The following is a 22313-nucleotide window of genomic DNA, read 5'->3' on the forward strand; positions in this document are numbered from 1 at the left end:
GTGCGGACGAGAATGGGGCTCACCGGTCTCTCCCTGGCATGGACGGCCTGGAGGGCGCGCCCGTGATGGGGTGATACGCCGGCCCCAGCGCGTGTGTCAACATGTTGTAATGTTGAAAATTCGCTCCAGACGCTGCCGAAGTCAGATCGCCCCTTGCCAACGACCGACGCGCGGGCAATGTGTTATAAGACGAGCCGGCGGAATTGCCCAGGTCGAGACCGTCACGGTCGCCGTCCGCCTGCTCCGTTCTGTTCTGGAAAGTTGTCATGGCCGATCGCGACACCCCGGAGGATGCTTCCGTGCCCGCCCCCGCTTTTGAGACGGGGCCCGAGGGTTTGGACGGCAGCACCGACCGCGCGCACCGCACGCCCCTGGTCCAGCGCGTCTACCAGTTGCTGCTCACCAAGATCAGCCGCGGCGACTTCCAGCCCGACGAGAAGCTGCCTGGCGAGCACGAGCTGGCCGGTCAGTTCCTGGTGTCCCGCCCCATCATCCGCGAAGCGTTGCGGCGCCTCAGGGACGAGGGCCTGATCTATTCCCGCCAGGGGGCGGGAAGCTTCGTGAAGGTGCGCGTCGAGGAGAGCCGCGCCATCGGCTACTCCCCCGTGGAGACCATCGCCGACATCCAGCGCTGCTACGAATTCCGCCTCACCATCGAGCCGGACCACGCTTATTACGCCGCTTTGCGCTGGAACGAGCCGGCGCTTGCCGCCATTGCCGCGGCGCTCGATCTGATGCGGGATGCCACCCAGGCGCACCGGCACAGGGAAGATGCGGACTATGCCTTCCACTGCGCCATCGCCCAGGCCTCGAACAACCATTATTACATCTCCTCCATGCAGGCCCTGAAGGACCACATCGCGGTGGGCATGAAGTTCCACGGCGTTTCGCTCATGGGTCCCCATTCCGGGCTGGCGGGCGTGTTCAAGGAGCACCAGGGCGTCTTCGATGCCATCCGCAGACGCGATGCGCAGACCGCCCGCACCCTTATGCGCCAGCATCTGGAGGGCTCCCGCGACCGCATTTTCGAGGGCCGGACACTCGACCTTTCGCTCTGACCTCCACGTTCCGCCGAAGCCGCCCCCGCGCCCAAGAGCGCCTGTCATCGACCGCCACTTGCCGCGTCGGCGGCGCATGCCGTGCGGCAACCCGGACCGCGCCGCGCGCCCTTGAACGCTGTGGCCACCCCACCCCATCCGTGACATCTTGACAAATAGTGGACAAGTCCGCAGGTTGCCTCCGGATGGTCGCCCAGCGCCGTCCCAGGCGGAGCCGCCCGGCTCCCGGCCACTGGCCGCATTGCCCCATGGCCGCACACAGAAAACTCGGAGGAAGCTGTGAAGCTCAGATCCCTCGCCGCTGCTTGCCTGTCGCTCGTCCTCGCCAGCCCGGTGATGGCACAGCCCGCCTATCCCTCCCGCCCGGTGACCATCGTGGTGCCCTTCTCCTCCGGCGGCACGGCGGACATCATCGCCCGCATGGTGGCGGAGAATCTCCAGAAGAAGCTGGGCCAGCCCTTCATCGTCGAGAATATCGGCGGCGGCGGCGGCGTGACCGGCGTGGACAAGGTGGTGCGCTCCGCGCCCGACGGCAACACGCTGGTGCTCGCCTCCACCTCGAACCTCGCCGTTCACCCGACCCTTTATGGCGAGAAGTTTCCCTATCGCACCCTGCGCGACCTCAAGCCCATCGCCCAGGTCTCGGTGGTGCCCAACGTGCTGGTGATCAACCCCGAGAAGATCCCGGCCCGCACCGTGCCCGACCTCATCGCCTATCTGAAGGCGAACCCGGACAAGGTGTCCTTCGGCTCCGCCGGCATCGGCACCACCCAGCACCTGGCTGGCGAGATGTTCATGCAGAAGACCGGCACCCAGATGGTGCACGTGCCCTATAAGGGCTCGTCCGCCATGCTGCCGGACCTGCTCTCCGGCAATGTGGAGCTGGCCTTCGACAATGTGCCGCTGCTGCTGCCTTATGTGAAGAATGGCAAGCTGGTGGCGCTCGCCGTGGCGACCCCCGAGCGCGAGGCCTTCGACAAGAATCTGCCCACCGTGGCCGAGTTCGTCCCCGGCTTCGAGGCCACCGCCTGGCATGGTTTCCTCGCCCCCGCCGGCACGCCCGACGAGATCACCAACAAGCTGGCGGCCGAGATCGACGCCTTCATGAAGCAGCCCGACACCATCGCCAAGATGGAGGCCATGGGCGTGACCCCGGTGTCCAATTCCTCCCCCGCCAAGTTCACCGATCTCATCAAGTCGCAGACGGCGCAGTGGAAGGAAGTCATCGAGAAGGGCAACATCAAGCCCCAGTGATAAGATTCGCACGCGGCGGGCCTCGGCCCGCCGCGGCATAAAGAACAGAACGGGAGAGACGCCATGCGGCCGAGCTATGTGAAGCTGGTCGAGAACACCCCGCTGCCCCGCATGGCCCTGGTCCGCCAGAATTTCTTCGCCGCCCCGGCGGTGGAGCCGGAAGCGGCGGTGCATGATGCCCTGGCCTCCGCCGGCTTCGTGCGGGAGGCCATCCGGCCGGGCATGTCGGTGGCCCTCACCGTGGGCAGCCGGGGCCTTGCCAGCCTGCCGGAGCTGGTGCGCGCCATCGTCAGCGAACTGAAGGCGCTGGGCGCCCATCCCTTCATCGTGCCCTCCATGGGCAGCCATGGCGGCGCCACCGCCGAGGGCCAGGCCAAGGTGCTGGCTCAGCTCGGCGTGACCGAGGACAGCGCCGGCTGCCCCATCCGCTCCTCCATGGAGACCGTGGAAGTGGGCGTGCTGGACAATGGCATGTCGGTGCGCATCGACCGCCTCGCCTTCGAGGCGGACGGCATCGTCCTCTTCAACCGCATCAAGCCGCACAGCGCCTTCCGGGCCCAGAATGAGAGCGGCCTCGTCAAGATGCTGGCCATCGGCCTCGGCAAGCAGTCCGGCGCCGACAATTGCCACGCCTGGGGCTTCAACCATGTGGGCCGCTTCATCATCGAGATGGCGCGGGTGAAGCTGGCCACCTGCAAGGTGCTGTTCGGCATCGGCACGGTGGAAAACGCCTATGACCGCCTGTGCAAGGTGGTGGTGCTGCCGCCCGAAGGGCTGATCGAGGCGGAGCGCGCTTTCCTCGCCGAGGCCATGCGCAACATGCCCCGCCTGCCGCTAGGCCCCCTCGACCAGCCCTTGGCGTCCGGCCCCTTGGACGTGCTGCTGGTGGATTATGTGGGCAAGGAATTTTCCGGCAGCGGCATGGACCCCAACATCACCGGCCGCCCCTCCACCACCGCCATCAAGGGCGGCCCGAGCGTCTCGCGCATCATCGTGCTGGATGTGACCGACAAGAGCCAGGGCAATGCCAATGGCGTCGCCCGCGCCGACGTCATCACCGACCGCCTGTTCAACCGCTTCGACCGGGAGGCGGTCTATACCAATTCGCTGACCTCCGGCGTCCTCATCGCCGCTTCGCTGCCCATGGCCATGCCGGATGACAAGACGGCCATCCAGGCAGCGGTGAAGACCTGCGAATCCCAGACGCCGGATGCCATCACCATGATCCGCATCCCCAACACGCTGCACCTGGAATATCTCTACGCCTCCGAGGCGCTGCTGCCGCAGATCGCCCACCGGCCGGGCATCGAGATCCTGACCGAGCCGCGCGCCATGGGCTTCGACGCGGACGGGCGCCTCTTGGACCCGTGGCCGGACCTGCCCCATTGAGCACCGGCCCGGGAGATCCGGCCGTGGCGCTTCACATCCATCTCGACCCCGTGGGCGGCATCGCCGGCGACATGTTCGTCGCCGCGCTGCTCGCCGCCCGTCCGGATTTGAAGCCGCGCGTGCTGGCCGACGTGGCCGCCGTCCTGCCGCCGGGGGTGGGGGAAGCGCGGATCGCCGAGGTGGTGAATGGCGGCATCGCAGCGCTGCATTTCTCCCTGGCGGGTCCTGGCGAGGACCCAGCCCACGGGATGCACCATGCCTCCCACAGCTCCCATTCCCATGCTCAGGCCTCGGCGGGCGGTGACGGCATGGGTGAGAGCCACTCTCGCTCTTTCTCTCATTGCCATTCTCACGCCCATTCCCATTCTCACGCCTATGCCCATGCCGAGGCTCACCAGCACGCGCACCCGCACGCGTCTCCCCGGCCTCACGCCCCCGCCCCGTCCGGCACCTTCGCGGACATGCGCGCCCGCATCCGCGATGCCCGGCTCAATCCCGGCACGGCAGACGCCGCCATCGCCATCCTGACCGTGCTGGCAGAGGCCGAGGCGCGCATGCATCGCATGCCTGTGGAGGCGGTGCATTTCCATGAGATCGGCGATTGGGATTCTCTCATGGACGTGGTGGCCGCCGGAAGCATTGCCGCAGCCCTCCCCGGCGCCACCTGGAGCCTTTCCCCCCTGCCCCTGGGCGGCGGGATGGTGAAGACCGCCCATGGCCTGCTCCCCGTGCCCGCGCCGGCCACGCTGGAGATCCTCACCGGCTTCCCCTGGCGGGATGACGGGGTCGAGGGCGAGCGGGTGACGCCCACCGGCGCGGCCATCCTGCGCCATCTCATGGGGGACGCACCGGCCGCGCGGCCGGCCCTCGCCAGCCTCAAGGCGGTCGGCTATGGCGCCGGCACGCGCAGCTTGCCGGGCCTGCCCAACGTGTTGCGGGCGAGCCTGTTCGAGACCTCCAGAGAGGCGGCGCGGCCTGACCTGCTGGTGGACATCGCCTTCGACATTGACGACATGACCGGCGAGGAAATGGCACACGCCGCCGACCTCTTGCGCGCCACGACCGGGGTGCGCGACCTGCGCCTCGTGCCGGGCCTCGGCAAGAAGGGCAGGCCGCTCACCACCTTCGCACTGCTGTGCGAGGAAGGCCGGGTCGATGCCATCAGCGAGGCCGTCTTCCTGCAAACCTCCACTCTCGGCCTGCGCTTCCATCGGGTGGAGCGGCGCGTGCTTGCCCGCACGCACGGCCACGCGGCGGATGGCCGCCCGGTAAAGCATGCCACCCGTCCCGACGGGCAGGTCACCGCCAAGGTGGAGGCCGATGCGCTCTCCGGCCTCAGCACCCTCGCCGCGCGGCGGGCGGCCGGACGGAGCGAGCCATGACCGCGCCCGACGATCTGCCCCGCCTGCTCGCCCTCCTCGATACCCTGCCACCTTTGGCGGTGGCGGTGAGCGGGGGCGTGGACAGCATGACCCTCGCCACGCTGGTCCACCGCCATGCGGCAACGCCGCCGCTGATGGTCCACGCCGTCTCGCCCGCCGTGCCTGGCGAGGCGCGGAGGCTGATCGAAGCCCATGCGGCGGCCGAGGGCTGGGACCTGCGCCTCCTCAATGCCGGGGAGCAGGACGATCCGCGCTATCGCGCCAATCCGTTCGACCGCTGCTATTTCTGCAAGGCCAACCTCTACGGCGCCATCGCCGCTGTCACAGACCGCACCATTGCCTCGGGCACCAATCTCGACGACCTCGGCGAGCACCGTCCGGGCCTCAACGCGGCGCGGGAGCGGGGCGTCGTCCATCCCTTCGTCACCGCCGGCATTGGCAAGGACGACATCCGCGCATTGGCGCGGCACTTGGGGCTGACCGCCTTTGCCGAGCTTCCCGCCCAGCCGTGCCTCGCCAGCCGGGTGGAGACGGGCATCGCCATCGACCCGCGCGACCTTGCCTTCATCGATCGCACGGAGGGAGCGGTGCGCGATCTCCTGGGACGGCACCGGACCGTGCGCGTGCGCCTGCGTCGCGACGGGGTGCATCTGGAATTGCGGCCGGCCCCTTCGCCGGATGAAATGACTGGCCTCCTCGCGCTCGTTAGGGCCGCTTGCCAGGAGGAGGGCCGCACGTTCGCTGGCATCGACGCCTATCGCGTCGGCAGCGCCTTCGTGCGGAGTGCGGCGGAATGAGCGACAGCCTGAGGCCCGACGCCCGCATGGATTGGGACCGTGACGCCCGGACCGGCTTGCCGGAAGCAGTCTATGCGAAGGGCAAGACCGACGCGCAGCTCGCGCAGATCCTCGAACAAGCCCGCACACTGGGGCGGCCGGTGCTCCTGACGCGGCTTGCGCCCGAGCAGGTGGAGCGCTTGCCGGACGGCCTGCGCGGTCTTCTCGACTTCGATCCGATCTCCCGCACCGGCCTGTTCGGCCCCATCCCCGTCTGCAGCGGGGAGCCGGACATTGCCGTCGTGGCCGCCGGGCTGGCCGACATGCCCGTGGTGGGGGAAGCGGTGAGGACCCTCGCTTTCTGTGGCGTCGGCGCGCAAGTGATCGCGGACGTGGGGGTGGCTGGCCTGTGGCGGCTCATGGAGCGACTGGAGGAGATCCGGCGCGCCCGCATCGTCATCGCGGTGGCGGGCATGGAAGGCGCGCTGTTTTCGGTGCTGGCAGGACTGATCCGAGCGCCAATCATCGCCGTACCCACCTCCGTGGGACAAGGTGTGTCGGAAGGAGGCACCGTCGCTTTGCATTCGGCCCTGGCGAGCTGCGCGCCGGGCCTTTTGGTGGTGAATATCGACAACGGCTTCGGGGCGGCCCAGGCGGCCCTGCGGATGCGGGCCCTGGGATCGGGGGTGGCGCAGGCCACCTGACGCGCCTTTGCGTTCACGGGTGCAAGCCTGAGGCAAGGCATGAAACACATGCTCCGCCCGTTATTCCCCGTGCCGTGAGGCGACCCGATGTTTGGAAAGAATTCTGAGGCCGCTCTCGCGCTCAAGGCGCTCGACCGCGCCATGGCGGTCATCGAGTTCACGCCTGCAGGCGAGATCCTGGCAGCCAACGAGAATTTCCTGAAAGTGGTGGGCTACACGCTTCCCGAGGTGAAGGGCCGCCACCACCGCATCTTCGTCACCCCGGCCTATGCCGAAAGCGCTGACTACCGCTCCTTCTGGACCAACCTCGCCCAGGGCCATTTCCATGCCGGCGAGTTCAAGCGCATCGCCAAGGGCGGCGCGGAGGTGTGGCTGGAGGCCAGCTACAATCCGGTCATCGACAATTCGGGCCGCGTCCTCAAGGTGGTGAAGTTCGCCGCCGACATCACCGCCCGCAAGCTGCGCAGCCTGGAGGACGAGTGCCAGCTCGCCGCCATCGGGCGCTCGCAGGCGGTCATCCATTTCCAGCTCGACGGCACGATCCTGACCGCCAACGAGAACTTCCTGAAGACGCTCGGCTATCGCCTGGACGAGATCAAGGGCCGCCACCATTCCATGTTCATGGCCAATGAGGAGCGCGGGACGCCGGCCTATGCGGAATTCTGGAAGGGGCTCCAGCGGGGCGAGTTCCAGCAGGGCGAGTTCCGCCGCCTCGGCAAGGGCGGACGGGACGTGTGGATCCAGGCCACCTATACGCCCATCGTCGACGAGACCGGCAAGCCCTTCAAGGTGGTCAAGTTCGCCACTGACATCACGGACGCCGTCCAGCGTCGCATGATGCGGGCCAAGGCGCAGTCGGAGATCGCCAGCGACCTCACCTTGATTTCCGAGGATGTCAGCCGCACCAACATGCAGGCCGCCTCCGCCTCCGCCGCTACGGAGCAGACCGCCAGCAACGTGCAATCGGTGGCCGCCGGGGCCGAGGAACTGGCCTCCTCCGTGGAGGAGATCCGCCGCCAGGTGCACCAGTCGAGCGAGCTGGCCAAGATCGCAGAGGTGGAAGGGTCTCGCACCAATTCCATCGTCCTGGGGCTCACCGGCGCGGCGCAGAAGATCGGCGACGTGGTGGCCCTCATCAATTCCATCGCCGACCAGACCAATCTGCTCGCCCTCAACGCCACCATCGAGGCTGCCCGCGCGGGAGACGCCGGCAAGGGCTTTTCGGTGGTCGCCTCCGAAGTGAAGACCCTGGCGGGCCAGACCTCCAAGGCCACCAGCGAGATCGCGGCCCAGATCGATGCCGTGCAGAAGGCCAGCGAGGACGCCGCCAAGGCCCTCTCCTCCATCACCCAGACCATCGCCGACCTGAATGCCGTGGGCGCGGTGATCGCGGCGGCGGTGGAAGAACAAACGGCCGTGACGCGCGAAGTCTCCAGCAACATGCATGTGGCTGCCCAGGGGGTTGAGACCGTGCGCCTCAACATGAAGGAAATCGCCGGCGCCACCGGCCGCGTCGAAGAGGCCACCCGCAAGGTGCGCACCGCATCGGCGGCCATCGCCTGACCATATTGGTCAGCATCGGGAGGCGAAGACGGGCGGGCTTAAGCCGGCGCGCCCTCACCTCTTCCCTCCCATCTCATTCCGGGCATCCCATCCCGCTTTCCCTGCCTACCGGAAGGGATGCAAGCCCAAGGCAAGGCCGGCGCGTCACGCTGGGCCGGTTTCACCCCTCCCGCGAGGCGCCACATGTTTGGAAAAAGTTCAGAGGCCGAATTGGCCCTCAAGGCCCTCAACCGGGCCATGGCCGTGATCGAGTTCACGGCCGAGGGTGATATTCTTTCGGCCAACGAGAACTTTCTGAAGACCATGGGCTACAGCCTCGGCGAGATCCGGGGCCGGCATCACCGCATCTTCGTGCCCGCAGGCTTTGCCGAAAGCCCCGCCTATCGGACCTTCTGGGCGACCCTCGCCAAGGGCCAGTTCCAGGCCGGCGAATTCAAGCGCCTCGCCAAGGATGGCTCGGCCGTCTGGCTCGAAGCCAATTACTACCCGGTGATCGACAGTTCCGGCCGCGTTCTCAAGGTGGTGAAGTTCGCCGCCGACATCACGGAACGCAAGCTGCGCAGCCTGGAGGACAGGTGCCAGGTGGAGGCCATCAGCCGCTCCCAGGCGGTGATCCATTTCGCGCTCGACGGCACCATCCTCGATGCGAACGATGCTTTCCTGAAGACGGTGGGATACGGCCTCGACGAGATCAAGGGCCGCCATCATTCCATGTTCGTCGCCCCGGACGAGCGCGGCACGCCGGCCTATGCGGACTTCTGGGCCTCCCTCCGGCGGGGCACCTTCCAGCAGGCCGAGTTTCGCCGGATTGGGAAGGGTGGGCGGGAAGTATGGATCCAGGCCACCTATACGCCCATCGTGGACGACACCGGCACCCCCTTCAAGGTGGTCAAGTTCGCCACCGACATCACCGAGGCCGTGCAGGGCCGCATGAGGCGCGCCAAGGCCCAGGCCGAGATCGCCAGCGACCTCACGCTCATTTCCAGCGACGTGGCCAAGACCAACATGCAGGCCACCTCAGCTTCCGCCGCCACGGAACAGGCCGCCAGCAATGTGCAGTCTGTCGCCGCCGGCGCCGAGGAACTGGCCTCGTCGGTGGAGGAAATCCGCCGGCAGGTGCATCAGTCCAGCGCGCTGGCCAAGCAGGCGGAAGCAGAGGGCACGCGCACCAACGCCATTGTGTCCGGCCTCACCGGCGCGGCGCAGAAGATCGGCGACGTGGTCGCCCTCATCAATTCCATCGCCGACCAGACCAATCTGCTCGCCCTCAACGCCACCATCGAGGCCGCGCGGGCGGGCGATGCCGGAAAGGGCTTTTCGGTTGTGGCCTCCGAGGTGAAGACGCTGGCCGGCCAGACCTCCAAGGCCACCAGTGAGATCGCGGCCCAGGTGGAAGCGGTCCAGCGGGCAAGCGAGGATGCCGCGCAGGCCCTGTCCTCCATCACCCAAACCATCGGCGACCTGAATGCGGTGAGCGCCCAGATCGCGGTGGCAGTGGAGGAACAGACGTCCGTCACCCGCGAGGTCTCCGGCAACATGCATGTGGCCGCCCAGGGGGTGGAGACAGTGCGCCTCAACATGCAGGAAATCGCCGGGGCCACGGGCCGCATGGAGGACGCCACCCGCAAGGTGCGCGCCGCGACCGCTGCCATCGCCTGAGCTATCGCGAGGCAAGACATCCCCGCCATCCCTTTGGAATGGCTCCATTCTTTGCGCCCAGCCTCGACTTGCCCGCCTCGGCTGCTACCTTGCCGGGGGATCAGGCGCCAAGGATTTCGGGGAGGGATGGGCGTGAAGTTGCCAACCATTGCCGCGCTGGGGCTCATCAGCATGTCGCTCGCGGCCTGCGTGACGGCGACCCAGGACAAGGAAAACATGCTGGCCGCCGCAGGCTTCCGCATGCGCCTTGCCGATACGCCTGAGAAGGTCGCCTCGCTGAAGCGCATGCCGCCGCACAAATTCGTGGTGCAGAACCAGAATGGCCAGCCGGTCTATCTGTACGCCGACCCCTCGGTGTGCGGGTGCCTCTATTATGGCAGCCAGGACAATTTCCAGGCCTACCAGCAGATGGTGTTCCAGCAGCGGCTGGCGAACCAGCAGGAAATGGCGGCCATGATGAACCAGCAGGCCGCCTTTGCCTTTGATTACGGCCCGTGGGGCCCGCCCTTCCTCTATTGAGGCTCGCCCTCAGAGCCCTGCCTTGGCCGCAGCGCGGCCGATGCGCAGGCCCGCCGCCTCGCGGTCGAAGGTGTCGGACGTGACGCCGGCGGCGCGCAGTTCGTGCTTCTGGATCTTGCCGCTGGAGGTCTTGGGCAGCGCCTCCAGCGTGCGCACATAGCGCGGCACCATATAGTGGGGCACGCTCTCCGCCAGGAAGCGGATGAGCCCCGCAGGATCAAGGGTTTCCCCCTCCACCGGCGTCACCACCACCAGCACCTCGTCCTCGGAAAACTCGCTCGGCACCGCCACCGCGGCGCATTCCTTCACCGCCGGATGGGTGCGCACCTCCGCCTCCAGGGCGAAAGAGGAGATGTTCTCGCCGCGCCGGCGGATGACATCCTTCAGGCGGTCCACGAAGAAATAGGTGCCGTCCGCCTCCCGCCGGAAGCCGTCGCCGGTGTGAAACCAGCCGTTGCGCATGGCCTCGGCGGTGGCAGCGGGATTGTTGTAATAGCCCTTCATCAGCGCCCAGGGGCGGCGGGAATGGATGACCAGTTCCCCCGTCTGCCCGTCCGGCACCTCCAGATCGTGGGCATCGACGATCTTCAGCTCAATCCAGGGGCGCGGCGTGCCGGCAATGCCCTTGGCGGTGATGCCCGGCCCGGCATGGAGCGGGCTCGAAATCTCCGTCATGTTGTAGATGGTCCAGGCCTCCACGCCGAAGCGCTCGGCAAAGGCCGGGCCGTCCTCGCCGAACGGGGTGATGAAGGCGCGGCGCAGCGGATGGTCGCGGTCTCCCGGCGCGGGCGGCGCCTTCAGGAGGAAGCTCGCCATCACCCCCAGCAGCAGCACATAAGTGGACCCCGTCTCCCGCACCGCAGGCCAGAAATCGGAGGTGCGGAATTCCCGCATCATGCCGATGGAGAGGCCGCGCGCGAGCTGGGCATAGACATAGAGCGTCGAGCCGCAATGGAAGATGGGGCCGCAGATCAGGCAGCGGTCATCGGGCGCGACCTCGAAGGCATCCGGCCCCATGGAATAAAGCTGGGTGTAGGAGGACATCACCCCCTTCGGATTCCCGGTGGTGCCCGAGGTGTACATGATGGCCTGCGTGTCCCACGGCTCCACAGGCGGTTCGGGGGCGGGCGGAAGGGGCGCGGCGGGGTCGTCCTCCAGGAGCTGGACGTCAAGGCCCGGCAAGGGGGCGGCGGTGCCGTCCACGGTGAGGACCGTCTTCAGCTTGCCAGGGGAGAGGCCCTCCAGGCGCTCCACCAGGGCGGCCTCGGCCACCATGAGCGGGGCGTCCGCATCGTTGAGGATGTGCTCCAGCGGCTTGCCCCGCGCCGCCGTATTGAGCGGCACATAGACCGCGCCGAGATAATTGATGGCGAACCAGGTGGCGAGCAGGTCCGGCCCGTTGCCCATGAAACACAGCACGTGCTGGCCGCGCACGACGCCGTGGCGGGCCAGCGTCGCAGCGCGCCGGCGCACCTGCCGGAGCGTGTCAGCGTAGCTCCAGGTGGAGGTGTCGGCCGGGCCAGGCCAGAACTGCACGAAAGGCGCATCCGGGCGCTCCGCCGCGTGCCGCTCCAGAAGGTCGCGCAGGACCGCATGCTCTCGTGACAAGGCCGCTTCCCGCTGGCTCATGGCGCTCCTCCGTCCTGATCCTGCCGGCGCTTCAGCGCCTTGTGCCGGCCGTTGCCAAGGCCGCTTCGCCATGCAACATACTCAGTAGTATGTAAAACACAACAGGTGCGGAGGACGGTCATGGCCATGGTGGAGATCGAACGCGAGGGCACCCTTGCCGTGGTGCGCTATGACCGGGGCGCCAAGGCCAATGCCCTCAATGCGGAGGCCATCGCCGAGCTCACGCGCGCGGCGCAGGCCCTGGAGGGCGAGCGGGACCTCTCCGCCATTCTGCTGACCGGCACACCCACCCGCTTCAGCGCCGGCGTGGACCTCGGCGATGCCAGCCTGTGGGCGGCGGATGCCTCGCTGCCCATGCGCCATCACATCCTGGGCGCCGGCGGGCGCATGGTGGAGGCATGGCGTCGCCTGCCGCAGATCGTCATCGCGGCGGTGGAAGGACCGGCCATTGGCGGCGGCGCCATCTTGGCGCTGGCGGCGGATTTCCGGGTGATGGCGGAGGGCGCCATGCTGCGTTTTCCCGAGGTGCGGCTCGGCATGACGCTGGGCTGGGGCGGCCTGTCGCTCCTGTGCGCGCTGGTGGGTCCGGCCCGCGCCAAGCGCATCCTGTTCCGCGACGAGACCATCGACCCTGCCGCCGCCCTGGCGATGGGCCTGGCCGATCAGGTCGCCCCGCGCGGGGAGGCCCTCGCCGCCGCCCGCGCCTTCGCCGCTGAAATGGCCGGCAGCGCGCCCCTGGCAGTCGCCATGACCAAGCGCGCCATCGATGCGGAGCTCAACGCCAACTGGGCCGCGCCTTATGAGGCCGACCAGTTCCTGCTCGCCCGCCTTGTGAACGAGACCGGACGCTGATCTCTTCGCTCCGCACGAACCGCAGGGAGCCGTCATGACGACGATCACCGAACCGCCGGGCCTGATCGGCCTTGCCATCCACGCGGTGCGGGTGCCCGTGGCCTGGGTGGATTATAACGGCCATATGGGCGACTACGCCTATGGCATCGTCTTCTCCGATGCGGTGACCGCCTATATGGACCGCATCGGCGTCGATGCCGCCTACCGGGGGGCGAGCGCGGCGACGATCTACACGCTGGAAAGCCGCATCGGCTATCTCAGGGAATGCCACGAGGGCGCGGCGCTCACCGTCGACCTGCTGGTGCTGGCCGCGGACCGCAAGCGCATCCACACCTTCATGCGCCTCCTGAATGCCGAGGGCGCGGAGCTGGCCCTGTGCGAGCAGGTGCTGATGCACGTGTCCCGCGCGTCTGGCACGCCACGCGCCGCGCTGTTCCCGCCGGAAATCCAGGCGCGCGTGGATGGGGACATGGCCGCCCATGCCGCCCTCCCCCGCCCCGCCTGGCTGTCGCGCCCCATGGGGCTCGCCAGGGGCGCGTAAGGCGGGGGTGAGAGGCGCGCCAGTTCAGAAGCGATAGGTGGCGCCGATCACCGGCCCCTGGAGTTCCACGTCATAGAGGAACTTGCCGGACGTGTAGTCCACCGACAGAAAGCGGTAGCCAGCGCGCAGCGCGAGCTGCTTGCTCCACTGGTAGTTCACCGTGCCGATGGCCTGGTAGGTCAGGTGCGAGCCCACATCGAAGCCGCCAATGTCGCCCACCACAGTCAAGCTCCAGGCCCCGCCCAGCGGGGCGGTGACGCGGCCGACGAGGAGCGGGTCCACCCAGCCCTCGGTCTCGCTATAGCTGAAGCCGGGCAAGGGCGAGGCATTGTCGAAGCTCAGGCGGTTGCCGAGCAGCCAGTAGCGCAGGCCCGCGCCCACGTCGACGCTGGCCCCTTCCGCCTCATAAAGCCGGTAGAGCACATTGCCCTGGAGCGTCAGGCTGCGGGAGCGGAGCTCCAAATTGCCGGCATAGGGGCCGGGCAAAGTGGCGGAGGGCGACACCTGGAGAAACATCACGTCCGCCAGGAAGCCCCAGCGCCCCACACGCATCTCGCCGGCGCCCATGATGCCGCCGTCGAACTGCTTGAGAATGTCCCCGAAGCTCATGTCCACATTCACCGGCGGCAAGGGCGGCAGCGTGCCGACCTGTCCGCTCATGGCGCTCGCCCACAGATAGCCGGTGAACAGGAAAGTCGGCGTGTCGGCCGTTGCCACCGGCATGGGGGGCGGGGCCACCACGGCCTTGGCGGCAAGGTCCGCCGCCGTCGCAGACGTGGCAGCGGCAGGCATTGCGGCGGCGAGCGCCAGGACGGCGGCGGAGAGCCGCGCCTTATGGGAGGGGGACGCGGGGCGCATCAATCGTCCTTCAGGCCGAGATCATAGAGCGCGTCCGTCGGGGTGGACGGCGCGTCGGAAAGGGTGGCGGAGAGGGCCGCCTGATAGAAGAGGGGCGGCGCCATGGTGCGCGCGAGGGCCACCACATGGTCCTGGAGAGCCGCCACCTTGTCGGGATGCTGGGCCGACAGGTCGGTCTTTTCGCCGGGGTCCTGGTCCAGGTTGAACAGCTCCACCTTGGGCGGCAGGACCGCGTGCCAATAGAGCTTCCAGGCGCCCTCGCGCACGGCGCCCTGGGTGGGCTCCACATTGTAGACGACGCCCGGGCGCGGCGAACCCTTGCCGCTGGCGAGCGAGGTCCACACATCCATGCCGTCCAGCGGCTTGGAACGGGCAAGATCGGCGCCGGCCAGCTTGGCGAGGGTGGGCAGCATGTCCACCACATGCATCACCCCGTCCAGGGTGCCGGGCGCGATACGGCCGGGCCAATTGGCCACCGCCGCCACCCGCGTGCCGCCCTCATAGAGCGAGCCCTTGCCATCCCGCAGGGGGGCATTGCTGGCGGGCAGTTCTCCGGCCACCGCCCCCTCGCCGACGAACATCTTGTTGCGCGTGCCGCCATTGTCGGAGTGGAATACGATGAGCGTGTTCTCGCGCATGCCGCGCTTCTCCAGCGCCTCCACCACCTTTCCGATCTGGTCGTCCATGGCGGTGATCATGGCCGCATAGACCCGCCGGGAGGGATCCTGGATGTGGGCGTAGCGGTCGATATAGGCCTGCGGCGCCTGGAAGGGCGTGTGGGGGGCGGTGAAGGCCAGATAGAGGAAGAGCGGTGTCTTGGGGTCCTGCGCTCCGATGAGGCGCACCGCATCGGCGCCGAACAGCTCGGTGTCGTAGCCCTCTTCATGGACAACGGTGTTGTCGCGATACCAGTCCTCCACCCCATGGGCGTCGTGCTTGAAGTGGTCGATCTCGCCCACCAGCGCACCGTAGAAATAATCGAAGCCCCGCTGGCGCGGCCAATACTCCCGCTTCCCGTGGCCCAGATGCCACTTGCCCACCAGGGCCGTGGAATAGCCGACGCTTTTGAGTGCCTGGGGCAGCAGGAACTCGTCGGTGGCCAAGCCGTAGGTAGCCCCGGAGGGGATGACGCCGGTCTGGAGCCCATAGCGCATGGGATAGCGCCCGGTGAGCAGCGCCGCGCGGGTGGGGGTGCACATGGGCTGGGTATAGAACTGGCCGAGCTTGGCGCCCGTGGCGGCCAGCTTGTCGATGTTGGGCGTCTTGATGTCCGAACCCTGGAAGCCCACGTCGGCAAAGCCGAGGTCGTCAGCCAGGATATAGACGATATGCGGGCGCGGGGCGCCCCCTGCTCCGGTCTGCGCGCGGGCCGGGGCGGAGAGGGCGGAGAGGCCCGCGACGGCCGCCATGAAGCCGGCCGAGCCGGCGAGCACGTCGCGGCGGGTGGGGCCGGAGGGGCGGGTATCTGTCGCGGGATGCGCGGTGTCGGTCATGGTCAGTCCTGGGTGGTGACGCGCCGGACGCAGCGAAAGCCGATATGTCCGGTCGCAGAATCAATGGTCTGGCCCTGCCGGGCGGCGGGGCGGTAGCGGGAGCAATAGTTCGGCGCGCACAGATGCGAGCCGCCCTTGATGACCTTTCGCGGCATGGGAAGGCCGGCATCGGCCGGGTCGCGGCTGCCCGCCTCGGTGCCGCCGCGCGGATTGCGGGGCAGGCAGCAGGAGGGCACATGGTGGTCCCGGTACCAGTCGCCGGTCCATTCCCACACATTGCCGATCATGTCGTGGAGGCCGAAGCCATTGGGCGGAAAGGCATCCACCGGCGCGGTGCCGGTGAAGCCGTCCAGAGCGAGATTCTCCACCGGAAACCGCCCCTGCCAGGTATTGGCGCGGTGGATGCCGCCCGGCGCCAGCGTCTCGCCCCAGGCATAAGAGGCGCCGTCGAGCCCGCCGCGGGCGGCATATTCCCATTCCGCTTCGGTCGGCAGGTCCTTGCCGGCCCAGCGGGCATAGGCCAAAGCATCGGCATGGGCCACATGGACCACAGGATGGTTCTCCAGCCCGTCCAGGTTGCTGCCGGGACCGGCGGGATGGCGCCAGTTCGCCCCTTCCACAAAACGCCACCACTGCGTCCAGTCGGAGAGCGTGTGGCAGGTCTCGGGCGGGGTGAAGACCAGCGAGCCCGGCACGAGAAGCGCCGGGTCCGCGTCGGGATAATGTCGCGCGTCGGGGATCTGCTCGGCCAGCGTGACGCGCCCGGTTGCAGCGACGAAGCGGGCGAAATCCGCATTGGTCACGGGAAAGCGGTCGATCCAGAAGCCGTCGACGGCGACCTCATGGACCGGCGCCTCCTCCGGATAATGGTCGTTCGATCCCATGCGGAACGTGCCGCCCGCCAGCCAAACCATGGCAGGTCCAGTGACCAGATGGTCTTGGGAGAAAGGCTCCTGGGAAAGACGATCCTTCTCGGGACGTTCTGTCTGCGCGTGCGTCTTGTGGTCGTGCATGCCTGTCTCGTGACGCACGCCAGCCAGCCTCCCCCGGGTGCGACAAAGCGTTCCTGTAGCCAAGGACAAAGGGGGTCACAATTGCCATTTGGCGCCACCGCCGCCGTGACGCAGCGGTCCGGCGGGTCAGGCAAAGGCGAGGATGGCGTTCCGCCGATAGGCAAGGGGCGTCGCGCGCTCCCAGCGCCGGAAGGCGCGGATGAAGTGGGCGGGGTGGGAATAGCCCAGCACATGGGCGATGCTGGCCACCGGCAGGCCGGTTTGCGCCAGATAGCGCCGCGCCTCCCTCCTGCGCCATTCATCCACCAGATGCTCGAAGGTCAGGCCGAGCGCACCGAGGCGCCGCTGGAGGCTGCGGGGTGAAAACCCCAGGGTCCGCGCCGCATCCGCCAGGGAGAGCGTGCCCGCCAGAGCCGCGCTCTCGAAGATAAGCGGCAGGCATTGAAGGAGGCGCTCATCCCCCAGCAGATCCTCCGGTGGCTCCAGCAGACGCCCAGGCGCCGGCGCCACATGCCTCAAGGGACCGGGAAGAGCGGACGGACGATCCAGCAGCGCGGCGTCGAAGGTGACGGAGAGCGTTCCGCCCGAGAAGGTCACCGGAGCCTGGAGCGCGTCCTCATAAAGGTGGGGCGCCACCTGAGGCCGGTGGGGCAGGCCAACTTCTAGCGCGGCGTCCGCGCCGAGCAGCGCGCGAAACACGCGCGTCATGAAACCGGCAACGCCGTCATTGAGCACCTGCGCGTGGCCCGGATCGGCGTCTTCCATCTGATGGCGCCAGATGGCCCGGTCGCCCACCCGCTCGACGCCCAGCTTCACCCCGCTTTGGATGGCGGGCATGGAGCGGGCATGGGCGGCAAGGCTCTCGCGCGGCGTGCGGCCCGAGAACAAGGCTTGACCCATCACGCCGAGGGCGTCGGGCCGCGCCGCACCGGCGAGCGCATAACCGATCAAGGGCGAGCCCGCTTGCCGAGCGGCGGCTTGCAACAGCGTGCACATCTGGGCCCGCGCCACCACGGTGCCCGAATGGATGTGCGACGCATCGGGGATGCCGGCACGGGAGAGAGCCGCCCCAAGGGCGAAGCCGTGCTGCGCGGCCAGATCCGGCAACATATGGACGATGGCCAGGCTGACCGGGTGCCGATCCCCCATCGCGGCGCTTCCTGTTCTCCCCCGCCTCCTTATGCCGCGTGCCGGTGGACCTGTCACGCTGCCGGGCGCCCCGCCTGGGGCGCCACACCTTGCGGGCACCAGCCGGGACGAAGGGTCATAACGGTATCAAAAAACCATTATTGATTACCTAAAGTTGATCCAATCCCGCTTTTCATGGAAATGAAACAGAAGAAACGTGAAAGAATAGGTAACTTTATCCATTTCTGTTTGTCATTGTAACACCAGGACTTGGTCTATATTCATTCAGCTTTGCGCTGGATGGTCATGGCGGCAGGCAGGGGCGAGCGCTCCGTCATGGTGGGCATCTGGGAGCGTCAAAGCGGGGATTGGCCATGATGGACGCAGTGACGAGCACGGTTCGACCCGGTGTCCTGATCGGGCACAAGGATGCTTCCCTCCTGCGGGACGAACTGCTGCCCGAAATCTTCGCCGATACGGTGGCGCGCCAGCCGGAACACACCGCCATCGTTTTCGGCGCCGAGCGCGTGACTTATGCGGAGCTGGATGCGCGGGCGAACCGGGTGGCCCATGCGCTGCGGGCGCGCGGCGCCGGACCGGGGCAGTTCGTGGGCATCTGGATGTCCCGCTCGCTGGACCTGCATGTGGCGCTCCTGGGCATCCTGAAAAGCGGCGCCGCCTATATCCCCTTCGACATGGACGCCCCGCCGGACCGCATCGGCGAGTGCCTGGAGGATTGTGCCGCCCGCATCGTCATCATCGACGCGGTGACCGCCGGCAAGCTCAACCGCGACCTGCCCGCCACCCCCGCACCGCTCCAGGACCTGCTGGCGGAGAGCACGGATGCAAGCCCCCTGGACCTGCGCGCCGATGGGGTGACGCGCAACGATCCGGCCTATGCCATCTACACCTCCGGCTCCACGGGCAAGCCCAAGGGCATCGTCATCGAGCACCGGAACATCTGCCATTATCTGCGCTCGGCGAACCTGGTCTATGGGATGACCGAGGCCGACGTATCCTTCCAGGGCGCCTCCATCGCCTTCGACCTGTCGCTGGAAGAGATCTTCATTCCCTATCTGGTGGGCGCAACGCTCTGGGTGGCCTCCTCCCGCGTGCTGGGCGAGGTGGAGAAGCTGCCCGCGCTCATGGCCGAGGCGAAGGTCTCCGTGCTGGACACGGTGCCCACCTTGCTCGCCATGATGCCCCAGGACGTGCCCTCGCTGCGCATCATCATCCTCGGCGGCGAGGCCTGCCCGCCCTCGGTGAAGCAGCGCTGGTGCAAGCCCGGCCGCAAGGTGTTCAATTCCTACGGCCCCACCGAGGCGACCGTGGTCGCCACCGTCGACGAGGTGACGGTGGACGGCCCGGTCACCATTGGCGGGCCCATCCCCAACTACACCTGCTATGTGGTCGACGAGCAGCTCCAACTGGTCGGGCCGGGCACCGAGGGCGAACTCCTCATCGGCGGTCCCGGCGTGGCGCGGGGCTATCTCAAGCGGCCGGAACTCTCCGCTGAGAAGTTCATCGCCAATCCCTTCGGCGGCGATGGCGCCGATCCCGTGCTTTACCGCTCGGGCGATGCGGTGAGCCTCACCGAAGATGGCCGCCTCCTGTTCCACGGTCGCATCGACGACCAGGTGAAGCTGCGCGGCTTCCGCCTGGAGCTGGGCGAGATCGAGGCCCGCATGTCCGGCTTGGCCGGCGTGGCGCAATCCACCGTCGTGCTGCGGCGGGATGATGGCATCGACCGGCTGGTGGCCTTCGTGGTGCCGCAGGCGGGCGTGCCGCTCGACCGGGCCGCGCTCCGCGCGGCGCTGAAGGAGACGCTGCCGCCTTACATGGTGCCGTCCCATTTCGAGGAAATGGCTGTCCTGCCGCGCTTGACCTCCGGCAAGGCGGACCGCAAGGCGTTGAAGGCCGCTCCCCTCTCCGCCCCGGCCGAGGCCGAGCAGCAGGAAGAGCCGGAGACCGAAACCGAGGCCGCCCTGCTCGCCGCAGCCAAGCCCCTGTTTCCGGGCCAAGCCATCGGCTTCGAGGCGGACTTCTTCGCCGATCTCGGCGGACACTCGCTGCTGGCGGCCACATTCCTCGCCGCCGTGCGCGACAATCCCGCCTTGCCCGCCATCACGCTGGAAGACCTCTACAGCCTGCGCACCTTGCGGGCGATCGCGGCGCGGCTCGACGAGCGGGCGCTGGCCAATCCCCGCCGCATCCTCGACCTCAGCTTCGAGCCGCCACCGCTGATGCGCCGCATCCTGTGCGGCATCGCCCAGGCCTGCTGCGTGCCGCTCCTCTTGTTCGCGCTCACCGGGCCGTGGCTCACCATCTTCGTGATGTATGCGCTCATCATGAGCGACGACGTCATCCACTGGTACGAAGTGCTGGAGCTGATGGGCGTCTACGCGCTGGTGACGCTGGGCATCTCGCTCGTGGGCGTGGTGGGCAAGCGCATCGTGCTGTGGCGGGCGACGCCCGGGCGCTATCCGCTCTGGGGCTTTTATTTCTTCCGCTGGTGGCTGTCCCGCCAATTGGTGGAATTCACCCATCTGGGGCTGATGCAGGGTTCCCCGCTCGCCGCCGCCACCATGCGCCTGCTGGGTGCCAAGGTAGGCAAGCGCGTCACCATTTCCGGCCTCCATGCGGGCGCCATCGACCTTCTGGAGATCGGCGATGACGTGACGTTGGGCGCCAAGATCTCCATCGGCAATGCGGAGGTGATCGGCAACGAGCTGGTGATCGGCAAGGTGGTGATCGGCAAGGATGCCTATATCGGCACCTCCTGCGCCCTGGCCCATGACACGGTGGTGGAGGAGGGGGCCGAGCTTGCCGACCTCACCGCCCTCCTGCCCGGCACCCATGTGGGCGCGTTCGAGCATTGGGACGGATCGCCCGGCCGCAAGATCGGCATGGTGGATCCTTCGACCTGGCCAGCGCCCGCCCCCGAGCCGACGCCGGGCATGCAGAAGGTCATGAACACCTATTACGGCCTGATGATCCTGTTCATGCCTGCCATCAGCCTCCTGCCCATCTTCCCGGCCTTCTATGTGTTCGAGCATTATGACGACCAGCTGAAAGCCATACTGGGCTTCGAATGGTACCTCCCGCTCATCACCTGGCCCACCGCCATGCTGCTGATGTTCGGCACCGTGGTTCTGGTGACGGCCATCCGCTGGATCGTCCTCCCCTCGGCGCCGGCGGGCACCTTCTCCATCCATTCGGGCTTCTATGTGCGCAAATGGACGGTGGCGCTGGCCGCCGAGGTGATGCTGGAAAGCCTCTCCTCCCTCTTCTCCACCATCTATATGCGCAGCTGGTACCGCCTGATGGGCGCCAAGATCGGCAAGGACACGGAGATCGCCACCAATTTCGCCGGCCGCTACGACACCATCGAGGTCGGCGAAAAGTGCTTCGTGGCTGACGAGGTGACGCTGGGCGACGAGGACGTGCGGCGCGGCTGGATGACGCTGAAAAACGTGCGCACCGGAGACCGGGTCTTCATCGGCAACGATTCCGTGCTGCCGCCGGGCGCCGACATTCCCGAGGGCGCGCTCATCGGCATCAAGTCCAAGCCCCCCACCGGCGAGCGGATGCTGCCGGGCGAGACGCGCTTCGGCAGCCCGCCCATCCGCCTGCCCGTGCGCCAGCGCTTCGACAATGCGGATGTCAGTCACACCTTCCGCCCGCCGCTCTGGCGGCGGGTGCTGCGGGCAGTGTTCGAGCTGTTCAGCGCCTCCATGCCCACCATGATGTTCATCACGCTGGGCACCCTGGCGGCGGACTATGTCCTGTTCCCGGTGCTGGAAGATGCGGAGGAATGGAGTGAGTTCCTGCCCACCTTCTTCGCCACCTGCATCGCCTGCTCCTTCATCCTGGCCGGCGTTGTGCTGGGCGTGAAATGGGCGGTCATGGGCACCTATCGGCCCGGCAATCACGGCCTGTGGTCCTGGTGGGCGCTGCGCACCGAGGCCATGACTACGCTCTACTGGGGTACAGCCGGCAAGATCCTGCTGGACGCCTTCCGCGGCACGCCCATGCTGCCCTGGGCGCTGCGCCTGTTCGGCGCGAAGATCGGCAAGGGGGTGTTCATGGACACCACCGACATCACCGAGTTCGACTGCGTCACCATCGGCGACTATGCCGCCATCAATGCCACCTCCAACATCCAGACCCATCTGTTCGAGGACCGGGTGATGAAGATCGGCAAGGTGGACATCGGCAAGGGTGCCTCCATCGGCGCCCTCACCACGGTGCTTTACGACACCCGCGTCGGCGACTATGCGGAACTGGGCGTGCTGACCATCGTCATGAAGGGCGAGGCCATCCCTGCCAATACCCGGTGGGCCGGCGCCCCGGCCCAGCCGTTGGCCTGACCGGCCAAGGCACCGTCCCACGCGCACGGGGAGCGCGGGGACGCCAACACACCTTGTGGCGCCCAGCGTGGGTGCCGCAGGATCGACGTGCCTGTCCCGGGCGGGCGCGGGTCTTCTCATCCTTC

The 22313-nt window shown here is 67.7% G+C and carries 17 protein-coding genes; 12 read left to right on the top strand and 5 right to left on the bottom strand.

What is annotated here, in order from left to right:
- The first annotated feature begins 266 nt into the window (after positions 1–266).
- The 9 genes from PV781_RS19810 (at position 267) to PV781_RS19850 (ending at position 10304) form a co-directional block, all read left to right on the top strand.
- Entirely contained in the window at positions 267–1058 is a 792-nt protein-coding gene (locus PV781_RS19810; RefSeq protein ID WP_274777354.1) for a FadR/GntR family transcriptional regulator, read from the top strand.
- Positions 1059–1337: 279 nt separating this feature from the next.
- The gene (locus tag PV781_RS19815) at positions 1338–2312 is read left to right on the top strand and encodes a Bug family tripartite tricarboxylate transporter substrate binding protein (protein ID WP_274777355.1); all 975 of its coding nucleotides are present in this window, start codon (positions 1338–1340) and stop codon (positions 2310–2312) included.
- Between the two features lie 63 nt (positions 2313–2375).
- Positions 2376–3701 (top strand): nickel pincer cofactor-dependent isomerase, group 22, encoded by a 1326-nt coding sequence (locus PV781_RS19820; protein WP_274777356.1) that lies wholly within the window; start codon positions 2376–2378, stop codon positions 3699–3701.
- A gap of 23 nt (positions 3702–3724) precedes the next feature.
- Positions 3725–5083: a nickel pincer cofactor biosynthesis protein LarC gene (gene larC / locus PV781_RS19825; protein WP_274777357.1), complete on the top strand. Its 1359-nt coding sequence runs from the start codon at positions 3725–3727 to the stop codon at positions 5081–5083.
- Complete coding sequence (gene larE, locus PV781_RS19830; RefSeq protein WP_274777358.1) at positions 5080–5880, top strand: ATP-dependent sacrificial sulfur transferase LarE; 801 nt, start codon at positions 5080–5082, stop codon at positions 5878–5880. The genes larC and larE overlap by 4 nt, the downstream gene beginning before the upstream one ends.
- Positions 5877–6563: a nickel pincer cofactor biosynthesis protein LarB gene (gene larB / locus PV781_RS19835; RefSeq protein ID WP_274777359.1), complete on the top strand. Its 687-nt coding sequence runs from the start codon at positions 5877–5879 to the stop codon at positions 6561–6563. Before larE ends, larB begins: the two co-directional genes overlap by 4 nt.
- 87 nt (positions 6564–6650) lie before the next feature.
- Positions 6651–8126 carry a methyl-accepting chemotaxis protein gene (locus PV781_RS19840; protein ID WP_274777360.1) on the top strand — a complete coding sequence of 492 codons (1476 nt, stop codon included), beginning with the start codon at positions 6651–6653 and terminating at the stop codon, positions 8124–8126.
- Between the two features lie 183 nt (positions 8127–8309).
- Positions 8310–9785: a methyl-accepting chemotaxis protein gene (locus PV781_RS19845; RefSeq protein ID WP_274777361.1), complete on the top strand. Its 1476-nt coding sequence runs from the start codon at positions 8310–8312 to the stop codon at positions 9783–9785.
- 132 nt (positions 9786–9917) lie between these two features.
- Positions 9918–10304 carry a hypothetical protein gene (locus PV781_RS19850; RefSeq protein WP_425532431.1) on the top strand — a complete coding sequence of 129 codons (387 nt, stop codon included), beginning with the start codon at positions 9918–9920 and terminating at the stop codon, positions 10302–10304.
- A 9-nt stretch (positions 10305–10313) separates the two neighbouring features.
- Here PV781_RS19850 and PV781_RS19855 read toward each other — a convergent pair whose 3' ends face one another.
- The gene (locus PV781_RS19855) at positions 10314–11933 is read right to left on the bottom strand and encodes an AMP-binding protein (protein ID WP_274777363.1); all 1620 of its coding nucleotides are present in this window, start codon (positions 11931–11933) and stop codon (positions 10314–10316) included.
- A 120-nt stretch (positions 11934–12053) separates the two neighbouring features.
- Between PV781_RS19855 and PV781_RS19860 the strand changes: the two genes are divergently transcribed.
- On the top strand, positions 12054–12785 hold the full coding sequence (locus PV781_RS19860; protein WP_274777364.1) for an enoyl-CoA hydratase/isomerase family protein: 732 nt from the start codon (positions 12054–12056) through the stop codon (positions 12783–12785).
- Positions 12786–12819: 34 nt separating this feature from the next.
- A complete protein-coding gene (locus PV781_RS19865; protein ID WP_274777365.1) occupies positions 12820–13326 on the top strand; it encodes a thioesterase family protein in 507 nt (168 codons plus the stop codon).
- 24 nt (positions 13327–13350) lie between these two features.
- Here the strand turns inward: PV781_RS19865 and PV781_RS19870 are convergent, their stop codons facing one another.
- The 4 genes from PV781_RS19870 to PV781_RS19885 form a co-directional block, all read right to left on the bottom strand.
- On the bottom strand, positions 13351–14184 hold the full coding sequence (locus PV781_RS19870; RefSeq protein ID WP_274777366.1) for a porin family protein: 834 nt from the start codon (positions 14182–14184) through the stop codon (positions 13351–13353).
- Positions 14184–15677: an arylsulfatase B gene (locus PV781_RS19875; protein WP_274777367.1), complete on the bottom strand. Its 1494-nt coding sequence runs from the start codon at positions 15675–15677 to the stop codon at positions 14184–14186. Before PV781_RS19875 ends, PV781_RS19870 begins: the two co-directional genes overlap by 1 nt.
- Positions 15678–15679: 2 nt before the next feature.
- Entirely contained in the window at positions 15680–16690 is a 1011-nt protein-coding gene (locus tag PV781_RS19880; RefSeq protein ID WP_425532432.1) for a formylglycine-generating enzyme family protein, read from the bottom strand.
- 126 nt (positions 16691–16816) lie between these two features.
- Positions 16817–17839, bottom strand: a complete 1023-nt coding sequence (locus tag PV781_RS19885) for a helix-turn-helix transcriptional regulator (RefSeq protein WP_274777368.1) — start codon at positions 17837–17839, stop codon at positions 16817–16819.
- A 353-nt stretch (positions 17840–18192) separates the two neighbouring features.
- Here PV781_RS19885 and PV781_RS19890 point away from each other — a divergent pair, with 353 nt between their 5' ends.
- On the top strand, positions 18193–22188 hold the full coding sequence (locus PV781_RS19890; protein ID WP_274777369.1) for a Pls/PosA family non-ribosomal peptide synthetase: 3996 nt from the start codon (positions 18193–18195) through the stop codon (positions 22186–22188).
- Positions 22189–22313: the final 125 nt, after the last annotated feature.

The sequence above is a fragment of the Aquabacter sediminis genome (genome assembly GCF_028863665.1).
Classification (GTDB): domain Bacteria; phylum Pseudomonadota; class Alphaproteobacteria; order Rhizobiales; family Xanthobacteraceae; genus L1I39.

What these genes read in the sequence shown, in the direction of transcription:
- PV781_RS19860 (WP_274777364.1), top strand. Translation starts at nt 12,054, where the DNA reads ATGGCCATGGTGGAGATCGAACGCGAGGGCACCCTTGCCGTGGTGCGC.
- PV781_RS19810 (WP_274777354.1), top strand. Translation starts at nt 267, where the DNA reads ATGGCCGATCGCGACACCCCGGAGGATGCTTCCGTGCCCGCCCCCGCT.
- PV781_RS19870 (WP_274777366.1), bottom strand. Translation starts at nt 14,184, where the DNA reads ATGCGCCCCGCGTCCCCCTCCCATAAGGCGCGGCTCTCCGCCGCCGTC.
- PV781_RS19890 (WP_274777369.1), top strand. Translation starts at nt 18,193, where the DNA reads ATGATGGACGCAGTGACGAGCACGGTTCGACCCGGTGTCCTGATCGGG.
- larB (WP_274777359.1), top strand. Translation starts at nt 5,877, where the DNA reads ATGAGCGACAGCCTGAGGCCCGACGCCCGCATGGATTGGGACCGTGAC.
- PV781_RS19865 (WP_274777365.1), top strand. Translation starts at nt 12,820, where the DNA reads ATGACGACGATCACCGAACCGCCGGGCCTGATCGGCCTTGCCATCCAC.
- PV781_RS19820 (WP_274777356.1), top strand. Translation starts at nt 2,376, where the DNA reads ATGCGGCCGAGCTATGTGAAGCTGGTCGAGAACACCCCGCTGCCCCGC.
- PV781_RS19840 (WP_274777360.1), top strand. Translation starts at nt 6,651, where the DNA reads ATGTTTGGAAAGAATTCTGAGGCCGCTCTCGCGCTCAAGGCGCTCGAC.
- PV781_RS19885 (WP_274777368.1), bottom strand. Translation starts at nt 17,839, where the DNA reads ATGGGGGATCGGCACCCGGTCAGCCTGGCCATCGTCCATATGTTGCCG.
- PV781_RS19880 (WP_425532432.1), bottom strand. Translation starts at nt 16,690, where the DNA reads ATGCACGACCACAAGACGCACGCGCAGACAGAACGTCCCGAGAAGGAT.
- PV781_RS19855 (WP_274777363.1), bottom strand. Translation starts at nt 11,933, where the DNA reads ATGAGCCAGCGGGAAGCGGCCTTGTCACGAGAGCATGCGGTCCTGCGC.
- PV781_RS19845 (WP_274777361.1), top strand. Translation starts at nt 8,310, where the DNA reads ATGTTTGGAAAAAGTTCAGAGGCCGAATTGGCCCTCAAGGCCCTCAAC.
- PV781_RS19875 (WP_274777367.1), bottom strand. Translation starts at nt 15,677, where the DNA reads ATGACCGACACCGCGCATCCCGCGACAGATACCCGCCCCTCCGGCCCC.
- larE (WP_274777358.1), top strand. Translation starts at nt 5,080, where the DNA reads ATGACCGCGCCCGACGATCTGCCCCGCCTGCTCGCCCTCCTCGATACC.